Raw genomic sequence first — 21,353 nt, 5'->3', positions numbered from 1 at the left:
GATGGCGCGGCCGCCCGGGACGGCGACCGCCTGCGTGCGCTAGCGCACGGCGTGTGGGGATGGCGCCGGCAGGCCGTGGCGGGCGCGCCAGGCCGGCAGGTCACGATCGAGCAGGCGCTGCGGCCAGGTGCCGTACCAGGCATAACCGCCGCGCCGCTCGCGCGACATCGCATCGAGTGCGGGCACGACGACACCACCGCGATCGACCAGCAGCGGCCGCTGGTGCTCGAGATCGTAGAAGCGTGCCCACAGCACCGCGCCGGGCTGCGCGCGCAGGTGGCCGTCGGCGGTGTCGCCGCGACCGCTGCGTTCAAACGCCAGATCGGCCAGGCCGTGGGTCCGGAACCACACCTCCGCCGCGTCGACCGCGGCGATCAGGCGCGGCGACGGTGCCGACTGGCGCAACAGCAGGCGCACGATCGAGACCGACTCGCTGCTCGCCAGCGACGGCAGCTCGTAGCTGCGCGCGGTGGCCGGCTGCAGCGTGGTGGGGTCGTACTGCGCGGCCCACACCGTCGGCGTGCCGGCGAGGACGACCTGGAGATCGAGAATCAGCGCCAGCGCACGCGCCACCGCGTCGGCGGCCTGCACACCGCGTTCGCGGGTCAGCGCCGACAGCGCGCCCTCACCGTCGGCGACGTCCTGCAACAGGTCGACCACGTGCACGATCGCGTCGTCGTTGAACGTGATCTGCGCGCGATAGCCCGACCGGTCCGGATGGAACTGTGGCCAGCCGCCGCTGGGGTACTGCGCCGCGAGCAGATAGTCCACGCCGCGCCGCGCCGCATCGCGATAGGCGGCGTTGCCGGTGGTCGCGAACGCGGCGGCGAGCCAGCGGATCTCGCGCGTGGTCGCGTGATTGTCGATCGTCGCATCGTCAGGCCGGTCCGACGCCTCCAGCGCCGCGCGGGCGGCGGCGTCGAAGGGCCGGTCGTAGACGATGGCACGGCCGGCGAGATGCTTGGGCCAGCCGCCCGATGCGGTCTGCGCCGCGAGCATGCGCTCGGCGGCCGGCTCGGTCCGCGCGGACGCGGCGGCCGAGCCCGTGCCCGCGGCGAGCCACAGCGCGAGGACGCACAGGACGGCCGGCACGGATCGCATCATTCGAAGGGTCTCCAGTCGCCGAACAACATCTCGGGGGTCGGCACCGCCGGCGCTTCCCGCGTCCATGGCGTCTCGGGCAGAAACAGGCCTTCCGCGCCGCGCCCCTCCACGTTGGCGAAGCGGGCGGTTGCGTGCACCTGCGGCATGTCGCCGTCGTGCCAGCCCGGATCGTGCACCGGCGCATCGATTGCGCTGTCGAAGAACAGCACAGCCGCGTGCGGCCCCGCTGCCCGCCCCAGATACACCCGCTTGCCCGCCGACGCACCCAGCCGGCAGCGGCGGAAGACGAAACCGTAGGTCTGGTCGGCGGGCGTCGAGGCCGCGGTGACCGGGCCATCGGCGTCCGAATGCAGCGCACAGCCGTGGAACAGGGCGATGGCGGCGCCGACGATGTAGTCCACGCTGCCCTCGATGCGGCAACCACGGAACCACACCAGACTGCCGGCGCGCGGGAGATCGAGGGCGTTCCGGTGCCCGAGCACCGTGACCTGGTCGAAGGCCGCGCGCGTGCCGTCGACCCGCAGCGCGACCGCCCGCCCGCCCGGGCCGAGGTTGTTCTCGATGCTCAGGCGCTCGGCGCGGAAATCGTCGCTGCGCACCGACAGTGTGGGCGGCCGGTCGACGTCATCGGCCTGGCCGGTGTGGGGCCGGTAACGCAGGACGACATGACCCTGGGCCAGCACCGTCGACGCCATGCCCGCGCCGACGATGGTCAGCGGCGGCGCGCCCGGCGGCACGTCGACACTGCCGTGCCACGTCCCGCGCCCGATGCGGATGCGCGCGGGCACGCCGCCGGCGACGGCCGCGTCCACCGCCGCCTGGACGTTCGTAAACGGGCCGTCCATGCGCACCTCGTACTCCGACGTCGGCGCGGGCGGCGGAGAACTCGCGCACCCGGCCAGCACCGGCAACGCGAACGCCAGGACACGCCCCCACGACCACCGCCGAAGCGGTGGCCGCGGGCGACGCGGGGAGGCCTCAGAACCGGTAGCGCGCACCGGCGTAGTACTGGCGGCCGGTGACCGTGTAGCGGTCGGGCAGCATCAGGTCCGAATCGACGTAGCGGCGGTCGGGCGTATCGAGCAGGTTGATCGCCTCGAACGTCAGGCTGAGCTTGCTGTTGATGCGCCAGGACATGTTGAAGTCCACGTTGCGGACGCTGTGCTTGCCGGTCACGTCGGCGGTCGCGAACTGGTTGCCGTCGAGGTCGAACACGTTCTCGCGGCTCAGCACCTCGCCGATGTAGCCGTCACGGTAGCTGGTCGACACGCGGGCGCTGAAGCGGCCGTCGTCGTAATACAGCGTGGCGTTGTAGGAGTTCGGCGACAGGTTGACCAGCTGGTTTTCGGTGACGGTGGTGACGATGCGCGTGTTGCTGCTGGCAGCAGTGCTGAAGAGGTACTCGATGTCCGAGTCGACATGCGTGTAGTTCATCTGCACGCCGAACTTGCTCCATATGCCCGGAAGGAACGTGAAAGGCTGCTGGTAGGTCAGCTCCCAGCCCTTCAGCGGACCGCCGGGCGTGTTGTAGTAGCTCTGCACGTTGAACACCGTGTCGCCGGTGAAGCCCGGCGGCAGCAGGTCGAGAGAATACCCGAGCTCGGACCACGTGGTCAGCAGACGGGTGCGCTGCACGTAGCTGTCGATGTCCTTGTAGAACACCGCTGCCGAGAGCAGGCCGCCGTCGGCGAAGTACCACTCGGCGCTGAGGTCGTAGTTGGTCGAACGGAACGGATCGAGCTTGGGGTTTCCGAGATTGATCGAGTAGAACCGGCCGTCGTCGAAGAAGTTGGTCGGGCCGCCGCTGACCGAGGGCGACATGTAGGCCAGCGTCGGCCGGGCCATGGTCTTGGCGGCGCCGAAGCGCAGCACCACGCTGTCGGCGACGTCCCAGGACAGGTTCAGCGAAGGCAGCACGTCGGTGTAGCTGTGATCGACCGTGGTGCCCACGACGAACCGGTCGCCCGCCGCCGAGGTCGCATTGGCGACGCCGAACACGCGCGTGCAGTTGGCCTCGCCGCCGGTCGGGCACGGTGCCCAGCCCGACGCCGAGATCTGGGTCTTGACCAGGCGCGCGCCGACATTGCCGCGCAGCGCACGGTTGAACAGATCGGTGTTGAAGTCGAGCTGGGCGTAGGTCGCCAGGCTGCGCTCGTTGACCGCGAAGTTGTTGTTGGACGCACCAAAGTGTCCGATGCTGGCCAGCCGGTAATCACCGCCGGGCATGCCGTTGTCGGCATTGCTGTAGATGTTGAGCGCCTCGGCGATGCGGTCGAAATCCGGAATGAGCCAGCTGCCGGGAATGTTGCCGCTCAGGTTGCGGCCGAAGCCGTCGAGCGTGGTGCTGAGATCGGCCAGGGTGACGCCGGCCGGCAGGGCCTGCGGCAGGCGGCCGTAGCTGATGTGGCGGTATTCCTCGGTGCTCATGTCGTAGTCCTTCCACGCAAGGCCGGTGCGGAAGGTGAGGCCGGGATTGACGTCGAACGCGAGATCGACCTTCGCGGTGTCGAAGGCGTTGCTGACGTAGTTGGGATTCAGACGCACCTCGCTGATGTTCGAACCGCGCGCGGTGCCGTTGCTGTTGACCGGCACGGCGCCGTAACCCAGCCACTGCCAGGCATCGGGACTGCTGGTGTCGAACGGGAAGGTCATGCTCGGCATCTCGGGATTGCCGCGCAGGTCGAGCACGAAGCCGTCGAGGTTCGAATTGTCGAAGCTGACCATCGAGAACACCGGCCGCGCGTAATCCGATGTCGAGCGGCCGATCGTCGCGTCGAGGCGCACCGCGTCGTTGAAGCGGTGCTCGAGTTGCAGGCTGAACTGCTTGAACTCGGTCGACTCCTCGATCTGGCTTGATTCGGTGCGGAAGTCGACGTTGTCGAACACGGCGTACTGCAGGCGGTTGCGATCGTCGACCTCGGCCTCGCGCACGATGATCTGGGTCTTGCCGCCGAGATTCGCCGCACGGTGCAGGTTGGCGCCCAGCGAATCCTCGCGCTGGTCCTTGTCGAGCTTGGAGTACATCGCGTCGAAGCTCAGCAGCGTGTCGTCGCTGATGCGGAACTGGAATGCGCCGGTGACGCCGAGACGCTCGATGTCGTGCTGGGTGCGGATGTAGCGCGGGTAGCGCGGAATCCACGCATTGGTCGCGGTCTCGTAGGCGGCGATGTTCTCCGGCGTCGCCGCCGGGCGCGGCAGGCCGGTGCCGCAGTTGGCCGCATTGACACCCCAGGTGCCGTAGCCGTTGTTGGTGTTGGGGTTGGAGAGCTCACCGGCGACCGGGTTGCGCGGCGTCTGCGGGTTGTAGCCCAGCGGCGAGCAGAAGCCGTAGGTGCCGTTGTTGGCCGCGGTCGACTGGTTGGAATTGCGATGGTTGCCGTGCTCCCAGCGCACCGGGTTGTAGCCTTCCTCGAAGATCGTGCGCTGGCTGTAGGACGCCGACAGCAGCGCACCCACGCGGCCGTCGGCCCAGGTGTTGCTGATCAGGCCGGACACGCGGGGATCGTTCTCGCTCGAAAGTTCGTTGTAGCCGAGCTGGCCGCTGGCGGATGCGCGGAAGCCGTCGAAGTCGAACGGGCGCGAGCCGCGCAGGTCGACCGTCGAGCCCAGCGAGCCTTCGTCCATCTGCGCCGACTGGGTCTTGTTGACCTTGACCTGGCTGAAGAGCTCGGAGGCGAAGGTGTTGAAGTCGAAGCCGCGCGAGCGGTTGACGCCTGCGCTGCCGCTGCCGGCGGTGGCCAGCGCCTCGAGGCCGTTGAGACGCACGCGCGTGAAATCCGAGCCGAGACCGCGCACCGAGATGCGCTGGCCCTCGCCGCCTTCGCGGTCGATCGAGATACCGGCGATGCGCTGCAGCGACTCCGCGAGATTCTGGTCGGGAAACTTGCCGATGTCCTCGGCGAAGATCGCATCGACCTGCTCGACGCTGTAGCGCTTTTCGTCGAGCGACTTCTGCAGGCTTTCGCGGTAGCCGATGACGGTGACCGTGGCCATGTCGACCGCGCGCGCGTCGTCGACGGCAGGCTGCTGGGCGAATGCGGGTTGCGTGAGCGCGATGGCGATGCCGGCGGCGAGCAAGGTAACCGGTGTCTTTCTATGCGGGCAGTTGCGATCCATGGACGTCCCCTCCTGGTTGGATCCGTGCGGAGTGTGCGCGGGCGCCTGGGAATCGGCCCATCGCCATCATCGGATGACACCGATGGTCAAAGTGGCGCGTAACGTAACAGTCACGTGGACGGCGGGCATCTTGCAGCGCAGCAGAACTCATTGGTTTCGACGCAGGACGATCGCGACGTGCACGCTGCCGCCGCGCGGCCCAACGCGCGCGCAGGGGGCCACGCGGCGGCGCCCGCACACAAAAAAACGCCGGAGCAGTCGCCCGCTCCGGCGTCGCACACGATCCCGGGGGAGAGTGGGATCAGAACTTGTAGCGCAGGCCCAGCAGGTACTGGCGGCCGGTCTCGCTGTAATCGAGCGGCAGGCGCGAGCTCGCACCGACCCACGACTCCTGCGGCTGGTTCGTCAGATTGATGCCTTCCAGACTGATCTCGATCTGTTCGCTCATCTTGTAGCGCAGTGAGGCGTCGAGCATCGTGGTGCCGTTCTGGCCGTGTACGTCCTCCGTGAAGCCTGCCTCCGTGCCCGGCACCTGGATGAGGTAGTCGTCACGGTTGGTCGCCGAGACGCGACCGGAGAAGCGCTCGCCCTCGTAGAACACGGTGGCGTTCCAGGACCGCTTCGACAGTCCGAGCAGGTCGGTGCGGAGCGAATTGGCGCCACTGGAGGTCAGATACTGGATCTGCGAGTCGACGTAGGTGTAGTTGAGCTGCACACCGAAGTTGCTCCACACGCCCGAGAGGAAGGTGAAGGGCTGCACGTAGTTCGCCTCGAAGCCCTTGAGCGGGCCGCCCGGGGTATTGACCGGCACGGTGAAGACGAAATCGTCGTTGACGTTCGCGCCCGTGCCGTCGAGCAACGCGGCCGGCAAGCCGCTCGACGCATACGAGCGCACCTCGCGGGTGGTCTGCACGAAGGTGTCGATGTCCTTGTAGAACAGGCCCAGGCCGAGCATCGCGCCTTCGTCGAAGTACCACTCGAAGCCGAGATCGGCGGTCTTGGCCCGGATCGGATCGAGGTTGGGATTGCCGCCGCTGACGGTGCGTGCACCGCCACTGACATTGACGGTCACGCCCGGCGTGAGCGAGCCCAGACCCGGACGCGACATCACCTTGGCTGCACCGAAGCGGACGAGGAAGTCGGGCGCGATCTCGGCGACCAGATTCATCGACGGCAGCGTGTCACTGTACTTGCGGGTCACGCTGGAGACGATCGGCGTGCCGCTCGCGGTTGCGGTCCCGGTGGAGGTCTGCTCGGTCTCGACGTAGCGCACGCCGATGTTACCGGAGAACGGAATCGAACCCAGATCGGTCGAGAATTCACCCTGCAGGTAAGCGCCGCGATCCTTCTCCTCGACGCTGCGCGTGTTCACCGCGCGCTCGGCGAGCGCGAACGTGCCGGTATTGCTGTAGATGTCGAACAGGTCGGCGATGCGGTCGTAACTGGGAATGACCCAGCGCCCCGGCGAGCCGTCGATCCCGCTCAGCGCGGCCTGGCTGGTCAGATCCACCGGCACGAAGCGGGTGCCGTTGGCAAAGGTCGGCACGGCCAACTCGGAGCCGCGGCGCAACTCCCGGGTCGAGAAGGTGTAGTCCTTGGCCTGGACGCCGCCCTTGAGGCGGAAGCCCGGGCTGAAATACCAGTTGAAGTCCAGCTGCGCGTTGTCGAACTCGTTCTCGACGTACTGCGGACGGAGGCGGATCTCCGCCAGCGTCCAGCCGCTGGGATCGAGCGGGTCGATGCCGTAGTTCAACACCGGTTTGTAGAAGTTGCCGCGGTAGTCGTAGCTGTAGTTGTTGACGTTGTACTTGTCCATGATGATCGTGGTCTGGATCGGGTTCTCGTGTACGGAACTCGACCTGCCGATCTTTCCGGACAGGGTGAAATCGTCGGTGACGTCGAACTTGCCGTCGAGGGTCAACTGCTTGAAGACGGTGTTCCACTCGTCGTGGCGGCTTTCCGAGCGGATGTCCACACCGTCGAACAACCCGTAGACGAGCGCGCCGTTGCCGTCGATCACGCCGTCGCGGACGATGGTCTGCGGCTTGCCGGTCAGCGGGTTGGTCGCAGGGTTCGGGTTCGCGTTGCCGCGGCTGAAGGAGATCGCTTCGATGTACTTCTCGTCGCGCACCGCATCGATCTTCGAGTACAGCGCATCGAGTGCGAACTCGCTGCGGTCATTGGGCTTGAACTGCAGCGAGGCGGTGACGCCGGTGCGCTTCTGGTCGTGCTCCATCAGCGTGTAGCGCGGGAAGCGCGGATGGAAAACGTTGGCGGCGCGCGCGGCCGCGAACGGCGAGGCCGCGCTGAAACCGCCATTGCTGGGACCGTTCGCCCAGCGGCCCGTGCCGCTGCCCTCCTCGAGCGCCTGACGCTCGCTGTAGGCCACCGACAGCAGCGCGCCGAAGGTGCCGTCCGCCCAGGTGTTGGCGATCAGGCCGGCGACGCGCGGATCGGCCTTCTCGGCCATGTCGCTGTAGCTCGCCTGGCCGCTGCCGACGATGGTCAGGCCGTCGTAATCGAACGGACGCGCGGTGCGCAGATCGACGGTCGCGCCGAGTGAACCTTCCTCGACGTCGGCCGAGGCGGTCTTGCGCACGATCAGCTGCGAGAACAGATCGGAGGCGAACACGTTGAAGTCGAAACCACGACCGCGATTGGAACCGCCGCTCTGGTCGGAGGCACCGACCGTGGTCAGCGCTTCCATGCCATTGATGCGCACACGGGTGAAATCGGGGCCGAGACCGCGCACCGAGATCTGCCGGCCCTCGCCGGCGTCGCGGGCGATGACCACGCCCGGAATGCGCTGCAGCGATTCGGCGAGGTTGAGGTCGGGGAACTTGCCGATGTCCTCGGCGACGATCGCGTCGACCACTCCGGCTTCGCCGCGCTTGATGTCCAGCGCGCGCTCGACGCTGGCGCGGTAGCCGACGACGCGGATGGTGTCCAGCTCGGACGCCTGACCGGCGGGCGTCTCGGTGGCCTGTGCCGACGCGGTGTCGCCGGTGGCGGTTTGTGCGAGCGCCGGAAGGGCTGCGACCTGGAGGGCCACCGCGATACTCGCGGCGAGAACGGTAACCGGTGTCTTTTTGCTGCGGAGCGACTGCGTCATCTCGTCCCCTCCCAGGGTGCGAAGCATGTTGTGTGGCGCGTCTTGACTGCGAGGGCGCGCTTGCTAAGGTGGCCGCCGGTGCCCGGAATGACACCGCGGGCCAAACGCTATCAGAACGTTTTCTGAGAAGCATGCTGCGGCGCGACACATTTTTAACGCCGCGTCGGCGGCACGAGGCGAGGACAGCGGGACGATGGGCAAGCGCATTCTGTGTTTCGGCGAACTCCTGCTGCGCCTCGGTGCGCCGGACCGCGAACTGCTGCTGCAGTCGCACCGGCTGCAGGTGCACATCGGCGGGGCCGAGGCGAACGTCGCGGTGTCGCTGGCCCGGTTCGGCCACGACAGTGCACTCGCAGGCACCGTGGCGGACAACGCGCTGGGCGCGGCCGCCCTGGGTGAACTGCGCCGCCACGGTGTCGACGTCTCCCGGATACGGCGGTCCGGCGGACGGATGGGGCTGTACTTCTTCGCCGCAGGCGCCGGCGTGCGGCCGAGCGACGTGGTCTACGACCGCGCGGGCTCGGCGTTCGCACTCGCGCCGGCTGCCGACTACGACTGGCCGACCCTGCTCGCCGGCACCGATTGCCTGCACGTCTCGGGCGTGACCGCCGCCGTCGGCCCGCACAGCGCCGAGGCGGCGACCGAGGCGGTACGTGCCGCGCGTGCCGCCGGCGCGCTGGTGTCGTTTGACGGTAACTTCCGCCCCAAGCTCTGGGCCACCTGGAACAACCGCCCCGCGCCCCTGCTGCATGCGTTGCTGGCCGAGGCCGATATCGCCTTCATCGACCATCGCGACGTGGATCTGGTGCTCGGCGCCGAGGGCGCACCGGCGGACACATCGGTCGAGCGGACGCGGGCCGCTGCGGAACGCGCGTTCGCGGCGTTTCCGCATCTGCAGCGCATCGCCTGCACCCAGCGCGAGGTGCACAGCGTCGACGCGCACACGCTGGGCGCGCTGCTGGTGCATCGCACGGGCCAGGTCCATCACATCGCGCCGCAGCCGGTGGACGGCATCGTCGATCGCATCGGCGGCGGCGATGCGTTCACCGCCGGCGTGCTGCACGGCGTGCTGAGCGGCATGGACGACGGCCGCGCCCTGGCGTTCGGCCTGGCCGCCGCGCGGCTCAAGCACAGCGTGCCGGGCGACTTCAATCTGGTCGGCGTGGACGACGTCGCTGCCCTCGTCGACAGCGGGCGGCTCGACGTCAGGCGCTGATCCGCGCGCCGCATGAGGGCGCATCCGCAGAACGCGAAACGGCCCGCCATTGGCGGGCCGTTCGCATTTCGATGCGTGTGCGAACTCAGAGTTCGCAGAAGCAGTAGGCGACCGCCTTCACCGGGCGGCCCGGCTGCGGCGTCATCACGCTCTCGAGCAGGCGCAGATCCTGCTCCGCACGCGGCACCGCGCGCGCCAGCAGCGTGCGCGCCAGATCGCTGTGCCCGACCAGCAAGCCGCCGGCGCGGCTGGCGATGAAGCCGCTGAGCAGACGACCGAACGGCGTCGCCGACTTCTCGACATAGCGCACGCGGAAGCGGTCCGGTTCCAGTCCGCCCAGCTCGGCGGCCTTGGCGATCGCCGTGCGCAGCCCACCCAGTTCGTCGACCAGGCCGCGCTCCAGTGCCTGGGTGCCACTCCACACGCGTCCGCGGGCGACCTGGTCGATGTCGTCGGCGCTGCGACCCCGTGCGTCGGCCACCTTGCCGATGAAGTTGCGGTAGCCGCGATCGATGATCGCCTGGATCGCCTGTCCGGCTTCGGGCTGCAGCTCGCGGGTGAGATCGAACGCGCCCGCGTACGGCGTGGTGCCGACGCCGTCGGTGCGCACGCCGATCTTCTCCAGCGTGCGCGGGAAGGTCGGCACCAGCGCGAAGATGCCGATCGAGCCGGTGATCGTCGACGCATCGGCGTAGATGCGGTCGGCGTTCATGCTGATCCAGTAGCCGCCGGATGCCGCCACGTCGCCCATCGACACCACCACCGGCTTGCCGGCCGCCTTGAGCGCGTCGACCTCGCGGCGGATCTGCTCGGACGCGAACACTTCGCCACCGCCCGAATCCACGCGCAGCACCACCGACTTCACGTGCTCGTCCTCGCGTGCCTCGCGCAGCAGCGCCGACGTCGACTCGCCGCCGATCGTGCCCGGCGGCTGGTCGCCGCCCGTGATGCCGCCCTCGGCGACGACGACGGCCACCTGGGCGCGCCGTTCCGCGGCCGCGCCGGCCGGCGTCACGTGCGCCAGGAAATTGCGCATCGAGACCTGGCGGAAGCCGCCCTCGGCGTCCTCGTCGGCGACGCCGCGCTCGACCAGCAGCTGCTCGACCTCTTCGCGGGTCTTGAGGCCGTCGACGAACTTCTGCGCCAGCGCGTACTGCGCCAGGTCGCCCTGCGCTGCGGCGATCCCCTGCGGCAGCGTGGCGATGCCGGCATTGAGCGCCTCGGGCGTGGTGCCGCGCACCCGGGCGATATCGGCGATGTGCCGCTGCCAGATGTCGTTCATCCAGTACAGATCGGCTTCCTTCGATTCCGGCGAGGCGCCGTCGAGGATGTAGGGCTCGGCCGCCGACTTGTATTCGCCCACCTTGAACAGGTGCACGTCGACGCCGAGCTTGTCCTCGAGCGCCTCGCGGTAGTACTGGCGATAGCCGCTGAGACCCTCGAGCATCATGCCGCCCTCGGGGTCGAGGTAGACCTCGTCGGCCTGCGCCGCCAGCAGATACTGCTGCTGCCCGAAGTACTCGCCGAACGCGACCACCTGCTTGCCGGCCGCGCGCACCTCGCCGATGGCGTCGGCCACTTCGCGCATCGCCGCATAGCCGGAGAACGTCAGGCGGTCGGTGCGCAGCAGCACGCGCTCGATCCGGTCGTCGGTCTTCGCCGCTTCCAGCGCGCGCAGAACGTCACGCAGCTGCACCTCGCCCACGCCACCGCCGCCGCTTTCGGCCAGCGCACGCATGAAAGGATCGGTCCGGTACTGCTCCACCAGCGCCCCCTCGGGCGCGAGCACCAGCGTCGTGCGCTCGAGCAGCGGCGCCGGACGCGAGCCGCGGCCGAACATCGCCACCAGCACCACCAGCGCGATCAGCAGCAGCAACCCGAAGAACAGCAGATTGAGGGTCAGCCGACGGATGAAGTTCATTCCGTCCCAAAGGCCGATGAAGACGCGCGTCAACGGCGCGCGTGGCGGCGGCACAGTGCTCATGCTCGATACGACTCCAACAGAAAAAGTAAACCGGTGATCGCGGCGAAACCGCGCCGACCGCAGTGCACCGGGGGTGGCAACGTCGGCAGCCTAACCCGCCGGCGCGGCCGGATGCATGCGCCGGAGGTCACTGCGGCGCAGGGAACGCCGTCATCCTGACGGCGCCCCGCCCGGCGCGGCGAGCAGGGGCACGGCCACCCGGCGGCTGCTGCGCAGGAAGCGCACGCCCAGCAGCACCGCGGCGACGGTCAGCCCGGCGATCAGGCCGAGCCACATACCCTGCGGCCCCCAGCCGAGGCCCAGGCCCAGGCCGGCGCCGAGGCTCATGCCCACGCCCCAGTACGCGGCCGCCGCCAGCACCATCGGCACGCGGGTGTCCTTGAGGCCGCGCAGCGCGCCGGCCGACAGCGCCTGGATGCCGTCGGGAAACTGGAACGCCGCTGCGTACAGCAGCAGGGTCCCGGCCAGCGTGGCCACCGCGGCGTCCTGGGTGTAGATCCGCACCACGTGGTCATGGCCCAGCAGCAGTGCGATCCCCGACAGCGTCTGCGTGACCAGCACCAAGGCCAGCCCGGCGAAGCCGGCGCGGCGCACGCCGTCGCTGCCCAGGCCGCGCCCGAGCGCGTGGCCCACGCGCACCGTGGTCGCTTCCGCGAGGCCGAACGGGACCATGAAGCACAGCGCCGCCACGTTGATCGCGATCTGATGCGCCGCCGCCTCCACCTCGCCCAGCCGGCCGGTCAGCAGCGCGGTGACGACGAACAGGCTGCCTTCCATCGTCACCGTCACGCCGATCGGCAGCCCGGTGCGCAGCAGCGAGCGGATGGCCGGCCACTGCGGCGCATCGAAGCGGGTGAACAGTGCATACGGCCGGAAGCGCCGCGCGCGCGCCAGATAGAGCGCGAAGGCCGTCGTCTGCGTCCACATCATCAGCGCCGAGGCCAGGCCCAGCCCGCCGGCGCCGCGTTCGGGCAGCGGCCCCCAGCCGAACGCCAGCGCATAGCCCATCGGCACCAGCACCAGCAGGCCGCCGAAACCGAACACCATCGTCGGCAGGGTCCAGTGCAGACCGTCGCTGAGATAGCGCATGCAGAAGTACAGCGTCAGCGCCGGCACGCCCCAGCGGATGCCGTGCAGGAATGCGGTCGCGCCGGGCACGATTTCCGGGGCGATGCCGAACGGTCCGAGCGCGCCGGCGAGCAGCGACAGCAGGCCGAACAGCAGCACGCCGAGCCCCGCGGCCAGCCACAGGGCCTGGCGGAACAGCGGGCCGACCTCGGCGCGCCGTCCGCTGCCGTCGAGCTGCGACACCGACGGGGGCACCGCCATCAGCGTGCCCATCGGCACCATCATCGGCAGCCAGAAGATCGCCGTGCCCACGGCCACCGCGGCCAGGGTGGTGGTGCTGTGGTGGCCGGCGATGACGCTGTCGACGAAGCCGATCAGGCCGGTGGCGAGATGCCCGAGCACCAGGGGCGCGGACAGAACGGCGGTTCTGCGCACCTCGTGGCCGAAGCGCGGAACGGGGACGGGGCTGGACATGACGACGCCTGCGACTGCGGCCGCGCGAACGACCCGATGCGTGCGCTGGCGCCGGGGCGCGAAGGGCCGGTATGTTAGCCCGGGCCTGCGATGTGCGCCGGGGAGCGCCGTGCATCGCCCGATCCCAACCGAGGCACGCCATGTCCCATCCCGTACCGCTGGACGGCCCGCCGGCCCTGCCCGTGGCCGACGCGCACGCCGCGCCGGCCGCCTGCGAGAACTGCGCGACGCCATTGCACGGCCACTACTGCCACGCCTGCGGCCAGTCCACGCACAGTCCGGTCCGCCACGTGGGCCATGCGATCGAGGAAGTGTTCGAATCGTTCTGGCATCTCGACGGCCGGATCTTCCGCACCGTGCGCGATCTGTTCGTGCCGGGCCGCATCGCCAACCGCTATCTCGCCGGCCACCGCGTGCGCTACGTGGCGCCCATGCGGCTGTTCGTGATCCTGACCCTGCTGACGTTCTTCGTGGCCAAGTTCGTCGTCCAGGACGCGATGCTCGGCTTCGATGCCGACAACACGGTGCAGACCGACGACGTCGAACAGGCGCTCGCGCAGGCCGCGACCGGCAGCGACGTGGTGGCGATCCGCGACGGCGTGCTGGCCGACATCCGTGAAGCCCGCCGCATCACCGGCGCGGTGCCGGGGGTGTCGGCGCGTCTCGACGCCGCGGAAGTGGAGGTGCGCCAGCGCGCCGAGGCGCGGCTCGCCGCACTGAAGGACGGCGCCTCGTCGCCCGAGGCGCCGGCGGGCGCGGAGCGGGCGGCGGGGACGACGCCGCCGGCGCCGGAGGCCGCCGACACCCGGCCGGCGCGACGCCGCGATGCCCCGGTGATGGGCGGACCGGTCGGAGAACGGATCGCACGCAATCTCGATCGTCTGGGCGACGATCCGGGCGCCTACAGCCGCGCGCTGCTCGGCGTCGCGCCGACGGCGCTGTTCATTCTCGTGCCCTTGTTCGCGGTCCTGCTCAAGCTGTTCTACCTCTTCAGGGGCCGCCTGTATCTCGAACACGTGGTGATCGGCCTCTACAGCCACGCGGCGTTGATGCTCGGCCTGCTGCTCGCCTTCGCCTGCACGCTGGCGTCGGAATGGCTGGCGCCCCGTGCCGCCTGGGCGGCGCAGGGCCTGGGCTGGGTGCGCACGCTGCTGCTGTGGGCGCTGCCGGTGTATCTGCTGGTGATGCAGAAGCGCGTCTATCGCCAGTCCTGGCCCTGGACGCTGGTGAAGTTCGCGGTGATCGGCCAGCTCTACTTCGCGCTGTTCCTCAGCGTGGCGATCCCGATGGCGGGCTACGCGCTCTACGCCCTCTGAACGGACGGATGCGTGCGCGCTGACGCGGTGGCGCGCCGGTACGAGGGGCCTCGGCCGGCAGCCGCGATGTGCCGGTCGCATCGACCGGCGCGTCGCCTGTGGCGAGGCCGGCGCGTCAGGGATCCACGCGCGCGCGCAGCCACGCATCGCGGGCGCCGGGCGCGACCGCCAGCCACTGCGCGCGCAACGCGTCGCGCTCGTGCGGCGGCGTGCGCTGGGCGAGCACGGCGAGATCGGCGCGGGCCTGCGTCGACGCGGCCCGCAGTGCGAGCATCGCCGGCGCGTGCTGCTCGGCCGGCATCGCCGCGAACAGCGGATGCAGCGCTGGCCATTCGGCTCCGAGGGTCGGGCCGAGCAGCCAACCGCGCCGCAGGCCGAGGTCGAGCTGATCGAACTCCAGGCGCAGCGCCTGCCGGGCGTCGTCAGGTAGCGCGGCGAACTGCGCGGCGGCCTGCTGCAGGCGCGCCCGCTCGGGGTGCGGCATGGCCTCGACGGCCTCGAAGGCGATCCGCCGCCGCTCCCGCTCCGGGGCCGGCAGCGCGCGCCAGGCCGCGACACGCGCGGCGAACGCGTCACGCTCGGCCGGCGACATCGCCTGCAGGCGGGCGGCACGCGCGGTCAGGCGATCCCGGTCCGCGGCCGGCAGGGCCGCCCACGGCAGGCCGGCAGGCAGTGCCACGGCGGCGCCGCCGACCAGCAGCAGCGCCGCACAGGCGGTGCGCCGAAGGGCCTCAGAGATCCGCATCGCTGGTCTCCGGTGCATCGTCGGCCCCGTCGTCGCGGGATTCGAGGTGGACATCCTCGGTGTTGTCCTGCGGCAGTTCGAGCCGCGCCGCGAGCCAGGCGTGAAAGGCCGGATCGGTCCGCCACTCGGCGCCGTCCTCGGGCGCGATCAGCAGTTCGAAATCGGGTTCGATCAGCAGGTCCAGCGCCTCGTCGTAGCGGGCCGCCGGGGCCTCGGCGTCGGGCAGCGCGTCGATGCGGATCTGGGTGTCCCCGTCCAGCCCGTCGCTGCCCGTCCCCACCCAGGTCCAGGCGAGTGCAGCCAGGGTGGCGATCACGACCGCGGCGGCGGCCGGCCACATCCACGGGGCCGGGCGCCGCGGCACCACCGCGCCCGCGGGCTCGACGGGCGGCGCGGCGAGCGGGAACCGGCGCGGCGGGATCGCTTCCCCGCGCAGGGCCGCTTCGCGCAGGCCCGCCAGGCGGGTGAGCCGATCGGGCGGCAGTGCGCGGATCTCGGCCTGGATCGACGCCGACAGCGTGCGCCAGGCGTCCGCATCGGGAGCGCCGTCGGCCAGATGCGGCAGCGCACGCTGCAGGCCCAGCCGGTAGGTCGCGCGGGACACGCCGAGCACCGCGGCCGCCTCGTGCTCGGCCAGCCCGGCCACCAGCCGCAGCAGCACCGTGACCCGCGGCCCGCCGGCGAGCCCCGCCAGCGCCGGCAGGCCGTCGCCCTCGGCGCCCAGCGCATGCGGCGCGCGCAGGCCCGGGGCCGCGAGCAGCAGACCCCAGAAGCGCCGCGGCCATTCGGCGAAGGCGGCCTTCGGCGCCAGCGCGACGAACCCCGCCATCGCGCGCGCCAGCGCCGCGTCTCCGGTCTCGATGTCGCCGCTCTGCCACTGGGCGAACACGGCGGCCCGGCGCTCGACTCCACGCAGGAACGCGGCGGCCGCGGACGAAACGGCGGACGGAACGGTCTGGGAGGAAATGCGCCTGCCACCTGGAAAACGGACGGGGCATCATAGCCGCCCCGCCGCGCCCGCCCATGCTTGACATCCGCGAGTGCCCACGTTCCACGCGCGCGCATTGCCCCGCGGGTTGTTCACAGGACTCACATTGCTGTCATTTCGCTGAAAGCCGCGGGCTCCGCATGCTGCATGACAACAATGTTTCACGGCCAAGTGATTGATAATTCTCAAGAATTCGAACTTGGCACTTTTTTGTCCAACCGACCCCATCGGGGCCTGAACACCGCACAAAAACCCGCTTCGGCACGTTCATGCACAGGCTTATCCACAGGCTGTGTGGATAAGCCGTAAGTGCTTTCATTTCGGGCACTTGCAGCGTTTTCATCCAACTCAAGACAGGTTGGGCCTGCAAGTCTTTCCGCCCGATCACGCGATGTAGGGGACCGCTACACTGCGTGCGTGACCGCCTCGCCCGACGCCCCGCTCACCCTCCACGTCGCCCTGCCGGTCCCGCTGCCGCAGCTGTTCGACTATCGCGCCCCGGCCGGTGCGGCGCCTCCCGGCGCTGCGGACGTGGGACGCCGGGTGCTGGTGCCGTTCGGACCGAGGCGCCTGGTCGGCATCGTGGCCGCCGTGGGTCCGGCGACGGCCGATGCGCCTGCCTTGCGCGAGGTCGTCGAATGGCTTGACGCCGCCCCCCTGCTGCACGGCGAACTCGACCGCTCGCTGCGCTGGCTGGCGCGCTACACGCACGCGCCCCTGGGCGAGGTGCTGGCGACCGCGCTGCCGGCGACGCTGCGCCGGGGCGATCCGCTGCCCGACACCCACGCCTGGGCTTGGCGCCTCACACCCGCGGGCAGCGATGCCGTCGACACGCTGAAGGCCGGCGGTCGACCGCGGCGCCTCGCGGATCTGCTGCAGACCGCGCCACGCGACGAGGACGCGCTCGATCTGCTGCTCGCGGGCTGGCGCACCGCCGCGCGCACGCTGGCCGCGCGCGGCCTGGTCCAACGCATCGCGGTACCGGCGTCGCAACTGGCGCCGGTGCCCCAGCCCGGCCCGGTGCCCAACGCCGAGCAGCAGGCCGCGATCGACGCCGTGACCACGCAGACCGGCTTCGCCTCGCTGCTGCTCGACGGCGTCACCGGTAGCGGCAAGACCGAGGTCTACCTGCAGGCGATCGCGCACTGCCTGGCCCGGGGCCGGCAGGCCCTGGTGCTGGTGCCGGAAATCGGCCTCACCCCGCAGACCCTGGCCCGGTTTCGCGCCCGGCTCGGCGTGCCGGTGCACGCCCTGCACTCGGGGCTCGCCGACGGCGAGCGCGCCCGGGTCTGGGCCGCCGCGATGCGCGGCGAGGCGCGGGTGGTCGTCGGCACGCGCTCGGCCGTCTTCCTGCCGCTGCCGCAGGCCGGGCTGATCGTCGTCGACGAGGAACACGACGGCAGCTACAAGCAGCAGGACGGCATCCGCTACCACGCACGCGACTTCGCGCTGGTACGCGGCAAGGCGCTCGACGTGCCGGTCCTGCTGGGCAGCGCGACACCGTCGCTGGAATCGCTGCAGAACGCGATCGCCGGGCGTCACGTCCACCTGCGCCTGTCGCGGCGTGCCGGCAATGCCAAGCCGCCGGCCGTACGCGTGCTCGACGTGCGCAAGCGTCCGCTCGACGCCGGCCTGTCGCCCGAACTGTTGACGGCGATCGAGCAGGCCCTGGCCGACGGCGGCCAGGTGCTGGTGTTCCGCAACCGCCGCGGCTACGCGCCGGTGCTGCTGTGCCACGACTGTGGCTGGAGCGCGCACTGTCCGCGCTGCAGCACGCCCGAGCGCGGCCACCCGATGACGGTGCACGCCGGTGGGCGCCGCCTGCAATGCCATCACTGCGGCCACCGCGCCAGCGCGCCGCCGGCCTGCCCCGACTGCGCCAGCCTCGGCCTGCAGCCGCAGGGCGTGGGCACCGAACGCATCGAGGAACTGCTGGCCGCACGCTTCGGCGACGTGCCGGTGCTGCGTATCGACCGCGGCAGCACCCGGCGCCGCGATGCGCTGGAACGCCTGTTCGCCGATCTCGGTGCGCGGCCCGGCATCCTGATCGGCACGCAGATGCTGGCCAAGGGCCACGACCTGCACAACCTCACCCTGGTCTGTGTGGTCGGCGTCGACGAAGGCCTGTTTTCGGCCGATTTCCGCGCCGGTGAGAAACTCGCCCAGTTGCTGATCCAGGTCGCCGGCCGCGCCGGGCGGGCCGATCGCCCCGGCCAGGTGCTGCTGCAGACCCATCACCCCGAGCATCCGCTGCTGCAGACGCTGATCCACGGCGGCTATCACGCCTTCGCCGCGGCGGAACTGGAACAGCGCCATGCGGCGGGCTTTCCGCCGTTCGCGCCGATGGCCCTGCTGCGCGCCGAATCGCCGCAGGCCGAGCCGCCGATGGCGTTTCTGCATGCGGCGCGGCGGGTACTGCACGCGACATCGAGCGATGCGGGGGCGTCGGTGCTGCAGCTCGACGGCCCGGTCGCCGCGCCGATGCCGCGACGTGCGGGCACCTACCGCGCGCAGCTGATTCTGGCCGCCGACCAGCGCCCGATCCTCCACGGCATCCTCGATGCCGCGCTGCCCGCGATTCATGCGCTGCCCGAGGCGCGTCGCGCGCGGTGGTCGCTGGATGTCGATCCGGTGGATCTGTACTGAGGGCGGGATTCGGGATTGGGGATTCGGGATTTGGTTCGCGAACGGGGACTCGGAAAGACACGAGTGCGGCTGCCGTCCGACCGCCTCCCTGTGCGAGCAGGTTCACGCGCTCGGGGAAAGGTCTTTCGCGGGGCGTGGCTGTTCGGACGCGGCTGAGAGCAGCTTCGGTTCAGGCCGAAGCGCGCGGGCGCCGGCCTTTCGCACGCGTGGCGCGGGGCGCCGGCTTCGGGGCCTCGCGAATCTCCACCGCCTGGCCGTCGCGGCGGACCTCGAACAGTCCGGTGGCCTCGATCAGCGCACTGAGGTTGCGATACCCGTAATTGCGCGCGTCGAACGAGCCCTGGTTGCGCAGGTGGGTACCGACCACGCCCAGGTGGCTCCAGCCGTCGTCGTCGGCTTCGGCGGCGACGGCGTTGCGCAGCAACTGCAGCAACTCGCGGTCACCCTGCAGTTCGCCCGTCGTCCTGGGCGTGGCCGCGCCGCCGTTTTCCGTCTCGCCGAGCGCGCGCAGTTTCTCCAGATACAGGAAGGTCGAACAGGCCTTGACGAACGGGGCCGGTGTCTTCTCCTGGCCGAAGCCGTAGACGCTGTAGCCGTCGTTGCGCAGGCGCATCACCAGCGGTGTGAAATCCGCATCGCTCGACACGATCGCGAAGCCGTCGAGATTGCGCGCATACATCAGGTCCATGGCGTCGATGACCATCGCCATGTCGGAGGCGTTCTTGCCGGTGCTGTAGGCGAACTGCTGGATCGGCCGGATCGCGTATTCGTGCAGCACCTTCTCCCAGCCCGCGAGATGCTGGCTCTTCCAGTTGCCATAGGCGCGGCGCACGTTGGCCACGCCGTGACGCGCGATCTCGGCCAGGATCACGTCGATCTTGGCGGCCGGCGCATTGTCGGCGTCGATCAGCAGCGCGATGCGCGTCTCGGTGTCGTGGCGGGCGTCACTCATGCCGGCTCCGTCGTGCGGTGGGATGCGCGCCAGTCTAAGAGGCCCGGCGTGGACGTGCCGCCGCGGCCCGTCAGCCCCAGTCGGGCATCGCGAGCTCGCGCGCCATCACGATCGCGTCCTCGCGCCCGTCGTGCGCGGGGTAATAGCGGGGCCGACGGCCGATCTCGTTGAAGCCTTCGTCGTGGTAGAGCGCGATCGCGGCGGGATTCGACGGACGCACTTCGAGAAATACCCGCACGGCGCCGTGACGGATCGCCTCGTCGATCAGCGCCCGGAACAGGTGCCGGCCCAGGCCCTGTCCCTGGCGGGCCGGGTCCACGCACACGTTCAACACGTGCGCCTCGCCGGCGGCGATGCTCAGCACGCCGTAGCCCAGCAGGCCGTCCGCGCCGTGCAGCACCCAGGCCGGGTATCCGGCACGCAGGCAGTCGTCGAAGATGCCGCGGGTCCACGGAAACGGATAGGCACGCCGCTCGACGGTCATCACCGCATCGAGGTCGCCCGCACGCATCGGTCGCAAGGCGACCGCGACGGAATCGAGACCGGGCCGGTAGGCGCGCTGACGCATCGTTCAGCGCGCACGCAGACGGCGCAGGCGCGGCCACAGCGCGCGCTTGGCCTCGGCCCGGCGCAGGCCGTCCAGGGCGCCGAAGCTCCGGTACAGCGCGTAGGCGTCGTCGGCATCACGGCTTCGGCCGGATGCGCGAAGCAGGGCATCGAGCAGGGCGTCGTCGGGCAGCGTCTGCCCGGGCACCTCGACCCGGTAGCGCACGTGGCCCAGCGCCTCGAGCGCGGCGATCTGTACGCCGTCCCAGCTCACGGCACGGGATCCGCCGCGCCGGGGCGCCGCCGCATCAGCCACAGCACCGGGCCGGACAGCGCATAGAGCACCGCGGTGGCCAGCAGCGTCTTGGGCGGATCCACCCACAGGGCGATCAGGATGCCCACCGCGATCACGAGGGCCACGAACGGCACGCGATCCGAGCGGGGTCCGGTCCCGCTGCCCTTGAAGCTGGTGTAGCGCAGCCGGCTGACCATCAGCAAGGCCGCGACGATGGTCACCCCCAGCGCCGCGAAGCGGAGCTCGTGGCCATTGAGGCCGAGCTCGTGGCAGGTCCACACGAAACTCGCCATCAGGCCCGCCGCCGCCGGGCTGGCGAGACCGACGAAATACCGCTTGTCGACCGTGGCCACCTGGCTGTTGAACCGCGCCAGGCGCAGCGCCGCGCATGCGGCATACAGGAAGGCGCCGAGCCAGCCGATCTTGCCCAGGGTCGGGCCGTCGACCCGCATGCCCATCAGCGACCAGTGATACATCACCAGCGCGGGCGCCATGCCGAAACTGATCAGGTCGGCCAGCGAGTCGTACTGCACGCCGAATTCGCTCTGGGTATTGGTCAGGCGCGCCACGCGGCCGTCGATGCCGTCGAGGATCCCGGCCACGAAGATCGCGATGCACGCGGCGGTGAACCGCCCCTGCGACGCGGCGATGATCGCGAAGAAGCCGGCGAACAGGCCGCCGGTGGTGAACAGGTTGGGCAGCAGGTAGATGCCGCGCCCGCGGCGCGGCATGGGATTGGGTTCGCTCATGCCGCCGAGTGTAGCGCCGCCGAACCCGAGGTTGCGCCGCCC

Annotated in this window: 15 protein-coding genes; 3 read left to right on the top strand and 12 right to left on the bottom strand. The window is 70.4% G+C overall.

Annotation, left to right across the window (positions count from 1 at the left end; genetic code table 11):
• Positions 1-39: 39 nt before the first annotated feature.
• The 4 genes from pelA to PQS31_RS14290 form a co-directional block, all read right to left on the bottom strand.
• Entirely contained in the window at positions 40-1,104 is a 1,065-nt protein-coding gene (gene pelA, locus PQS31_RS14305; RefSeq protein WP_272763412.1) for a pectate lyase, read from the bottom strand.
• Complete coding sequence (locus PQS31_RS14300) at positions 1,101-1,949, bottom strand: pectinesterase family protein (RefSeq protein ID WP_272763410.1); 849 nt, start codon at positions 1,947-1,949, stop codon at positions 1,101-1,103. Before PQS31_RS14300 ends, pelA begins: the two co-directional genes overlap by 4 nt.
• Before the next feature lie 133 nt (positions 1,950-2,082).
• A complete protein-coding gene (locus PQS31_RS14295; protein ID WP_272763408.1) occupies positions 2,083-5,220 on the bottom strand; it encodes a TonB-dependent receptor in 3,138 nt (1,045 codons plus the stop codon).
• Between the two features lie 301 nt (positions 5,221-5,521).
• A complete protein-coding gene (locus PQS31_RS14290) occupies positions 5,522-8,332 on the bottom strand; it encodes a TonB-dependent receptor (protein ID WP_272763407.1) in 2,811 nt (936 codons plus the stop codon).
• Positions 8,333-8,525: 193 nt separating this feature from the next.
• On the opposite strand from PQS31_RS14290, the gene PQS31_RS14285 reads away from it, so the two are divergent.
• Entirely contained in the window at positions 8,526-9,548 is a 1,023-nt protein-coding gene (locus PQS31_RS14285) for a sugar kinase (protein ID WP_272763406.1), read from the top strand.
• A gap of 85 nt (positions 9,549-9,633) precedes the next feature.
• Here PQS31_RS14285 and sppA read toward each other — a convergent pair whose 3' ends face one another.
• Complete coding sequence (sppA, locus tag PQS31_RS14280; RefSeq protein ID WP_272763405.1) at positions 9,634-11,532, bottom strand: signal peptide peptidase SppA; 1,899 nt, start codon at positions 11,530-11,532, stop codon at positions 9,634-9,636.
• Positions 11,533-11,682: 150 nt separating this feature from the next.
• Positions 11,683-13,074 (bottom strand): MATE family efflux transporter, encoded by a 1,392-nt coding sequence (locus PQS31_RS14275; protein WP_272763404.1) that lies wholly within the window; start codon positions 13,072-13,074, stop codon positions 11,683-11,685.
• Positions 13,075-13,214: 140 nt separating this feature from the next.
• On the opposite strand from PQS31_RS14275, the gene PQS31_RS14270 reads away from it, so the two are divergent.
• Entirely contained in the window at positions 13,215-14,390 is a 1,176-nt protein-coding gene (locus PQS31_RS14270; RefSeq protein WP_272763403.1) for a DUF3667 domain-containing protein, read from the top strand.
• Between the two features lie 115 nt (positions 14,391-14,505).
• Here the strand turns inward: PQS31_RS14270 and PQS31_RS14265 are convergent, their stop codons facing one another.
• Both PQS31_RS14265 and PQS31_RS14260 read right to left on the bottom strand, forming a co-directional pair.
• Positions 14,506-15,135, bottom strand: coding sequence for a DUF3106 domain-containing protein (locus PQS31_RS14265; RefSeq protein WP_272763402.1), 630 nt, complete (start codon positions 15,133-15,135; stop codon positions 14,506-14,508).
• Positions 15,122-16,024 (bottom strand): hypothetical protein, encoded by a 903-nt coding sequence (locus tag PQS31_RS14260; RefSeq protein ID WP_272763401.1) that lies wholly within the window; start codon positions 16,022-16,024, stop codon positions 15,122-15,124. Before PQS31_RS14260 ends, PQS31_RS14265 begins: the two co-directional genes overlap by 14 nt.
• Before the next feature lie 516 nt (positions 16,025-16,540).
• On the opposite strand from PQS31_RS14260, the gene PQS31_RS14255 reads away from it, so the two are divergent.
• Positions 16,541-18,769 (top strand): primosomal protein N', encoded by a 2,229-nt coding sequence (locus PQS31_RS14255; RefSeq protein ID WP_272763400.1) that lies wholly within the window; start codon positions 16,541-16,543, stop codon positions 18,767-18,769.
• A 169-nt stretch (positions 18,770-18,938) separates the two neighbouring features.
• On the opposite strand, the gene PQS31_RS14250 is transcribed toward PQS31_RS14255, so the two are convergent.
• The 4 genes from PQS31_RS14250 to pssA form a co-directional block, all read right to left on the bottom strand.
• Positions 18,939-19,721 (bottom strand): NYN domain-containing protein, encoded by a 783-nt coding sequence (locus tag PQS31_RS14250; RefSeq protein ID WP_272763399.1) that lies wholly within the window; start codon positions 19,719-19,721, stop codon positions 18,939-18,941.
• 70 nt (positions 19,722-19,791) lie between these two features.
• Entirely contained in the window at positions 19,792-20,289 is a 498-nt protein-coding gene (rimI, locus tag PQS31_RS14245) for a ribosomal protein S18-alanine N-acetyltransferase (protein WP_272763398.1), read from the bottom strand.
• A 3-nt stretch (positions 20,290-20,292) separates the two neighbouring features.
• On the bottom strand, positions 20,293-20,541 hold the full coding sequence (locus PQS31_RS14240; RefSeq protein WP_272763397.1) for a hypothetical protein: 249 nt from the start codon (positions 20,539-20,541) through the stop codon (positions 20,293-20,295).
• Entirely contained in the window at positions 20,538-21,311 is a 774-nt protein-coding gene (pssA, locus tag PQS31_RS14235; RefSeq protein ID WP_272763396.1) for a CDP-diacylglycerol--serine O-phosphatidyltransferase, read from the bottom strand. Before pssA ends, PQS31_RS14240 begins: the two co-directional genes overlap by 4 nt.
• Positions 21,312-21,353: the final 42 nt, after the last annotated feature.

The organism is Luteimonas sp. BLCC-B24 (genome assembly GCF_028550595.1).
Taxonomy (GTDB): Bacteria; Pseudomonadota; Gammaproteobacteria; order Xanthomonadales; family Xanthomonadaceae; genus Luteimonas.
The sequence above is the reverse complement of the archived record's forward strand: the minus strand, read 5'-3'. Positions and strand labels throughout refer to the sequence as shown.

What these genes read in the sequence shown, in the direction of transcription:
- PQS31_RS14295 (WP_272763408.1), bottom strand. Translation starts at nt 5,220, where the DNA reads ATGGATCGCAACTGCCCGCATAGAAAGACACCGGTTACCTTGCTCGCC.
- pelA (WP_272763412.1), bottom strand. Translation starts at nt 1,104, where the DNA reads ATGATGCGATCCGTGCCGGCCGTCCTGTGCGTCCTCGCGCTGTGGCTC.
- rimI (WP_272763398.1), bottom strand. Translation starts at nt 20,289, where the DNA reads ATGCGTCAGCGCGCCTACCGGCCCGGTCTCGATTCCGTCGCGGTCGCC.
- PQS31_RS14300 (WP_272763410.1), bottom strand. Translation starts at nt 1,949, where the DNA reads ATGGACGGCCCGTTTACGAACGTCCAGGCGGCGGTGGACGCGGCCGTC.
- PQS31_RS14250 (WP_272763399.1), bottom strand. Translation starts at nt 19,721, where the DNA reads ATGAGTGACGCCCGCCACGACACCGAGACGCGCATCGCGCTGCTGATC.
- sppA (WP_272763405.1), bottom strand. Translation starts at nt 11,532, where the DNA reads ATGAGCACTGTGCCGCCGCCACGCGCGCCGTTGACGCGCGTCTTCATC.
- PQS31_RS14270 (WP_272763403.1), top strand. Translation starts at nt 13,215, where the DNA reads ATGTCCCATCCCGTACCGCTGGACGGCCCGCCGGCCCTGCCCGTGGCC.
- PQS31_RS14265 (WP_272763402.1), bottom strand. Translation starts at nt 15,135, where the DNA reads ATGCGGATCTCTGAGGCCCTTCGGCGCACCGCCTGTGCGGCGCTGCTG.
- pssA (WP_272763396.1), bottom strand. Translation starts at nt 21,311, where the DNA reads ATGAGCGAACCCAATCCCATGCCGCGCCGCGGGCGCGGCATCTACCTG.
- PQS31_RS14285 (WP_272763406.1), top strand. Translation starts at nt 8,526, where the DNA reads ATGGGCAAGCGCATTCTGTGTTTCGGCGAACTCCTGCTGCGCCTCGGT.
- PQS31_RS14275 (WP_272763404.1), bottom strand. Translation starts at nt 13,074, where the DNA reads ATGTCCAGCCCCGTCCCCGTTCCGCGCTTCGGCCACGAGGTGCGCAGA.
- PQS31_RS14290 (WP_272763407.1), bottom strand. Translation starts at nt 8,332, where the DNA reads ATGACGCAGTCGCTCCGCAGCAAAAAGACACCGGTTACCGTTCTCGCC.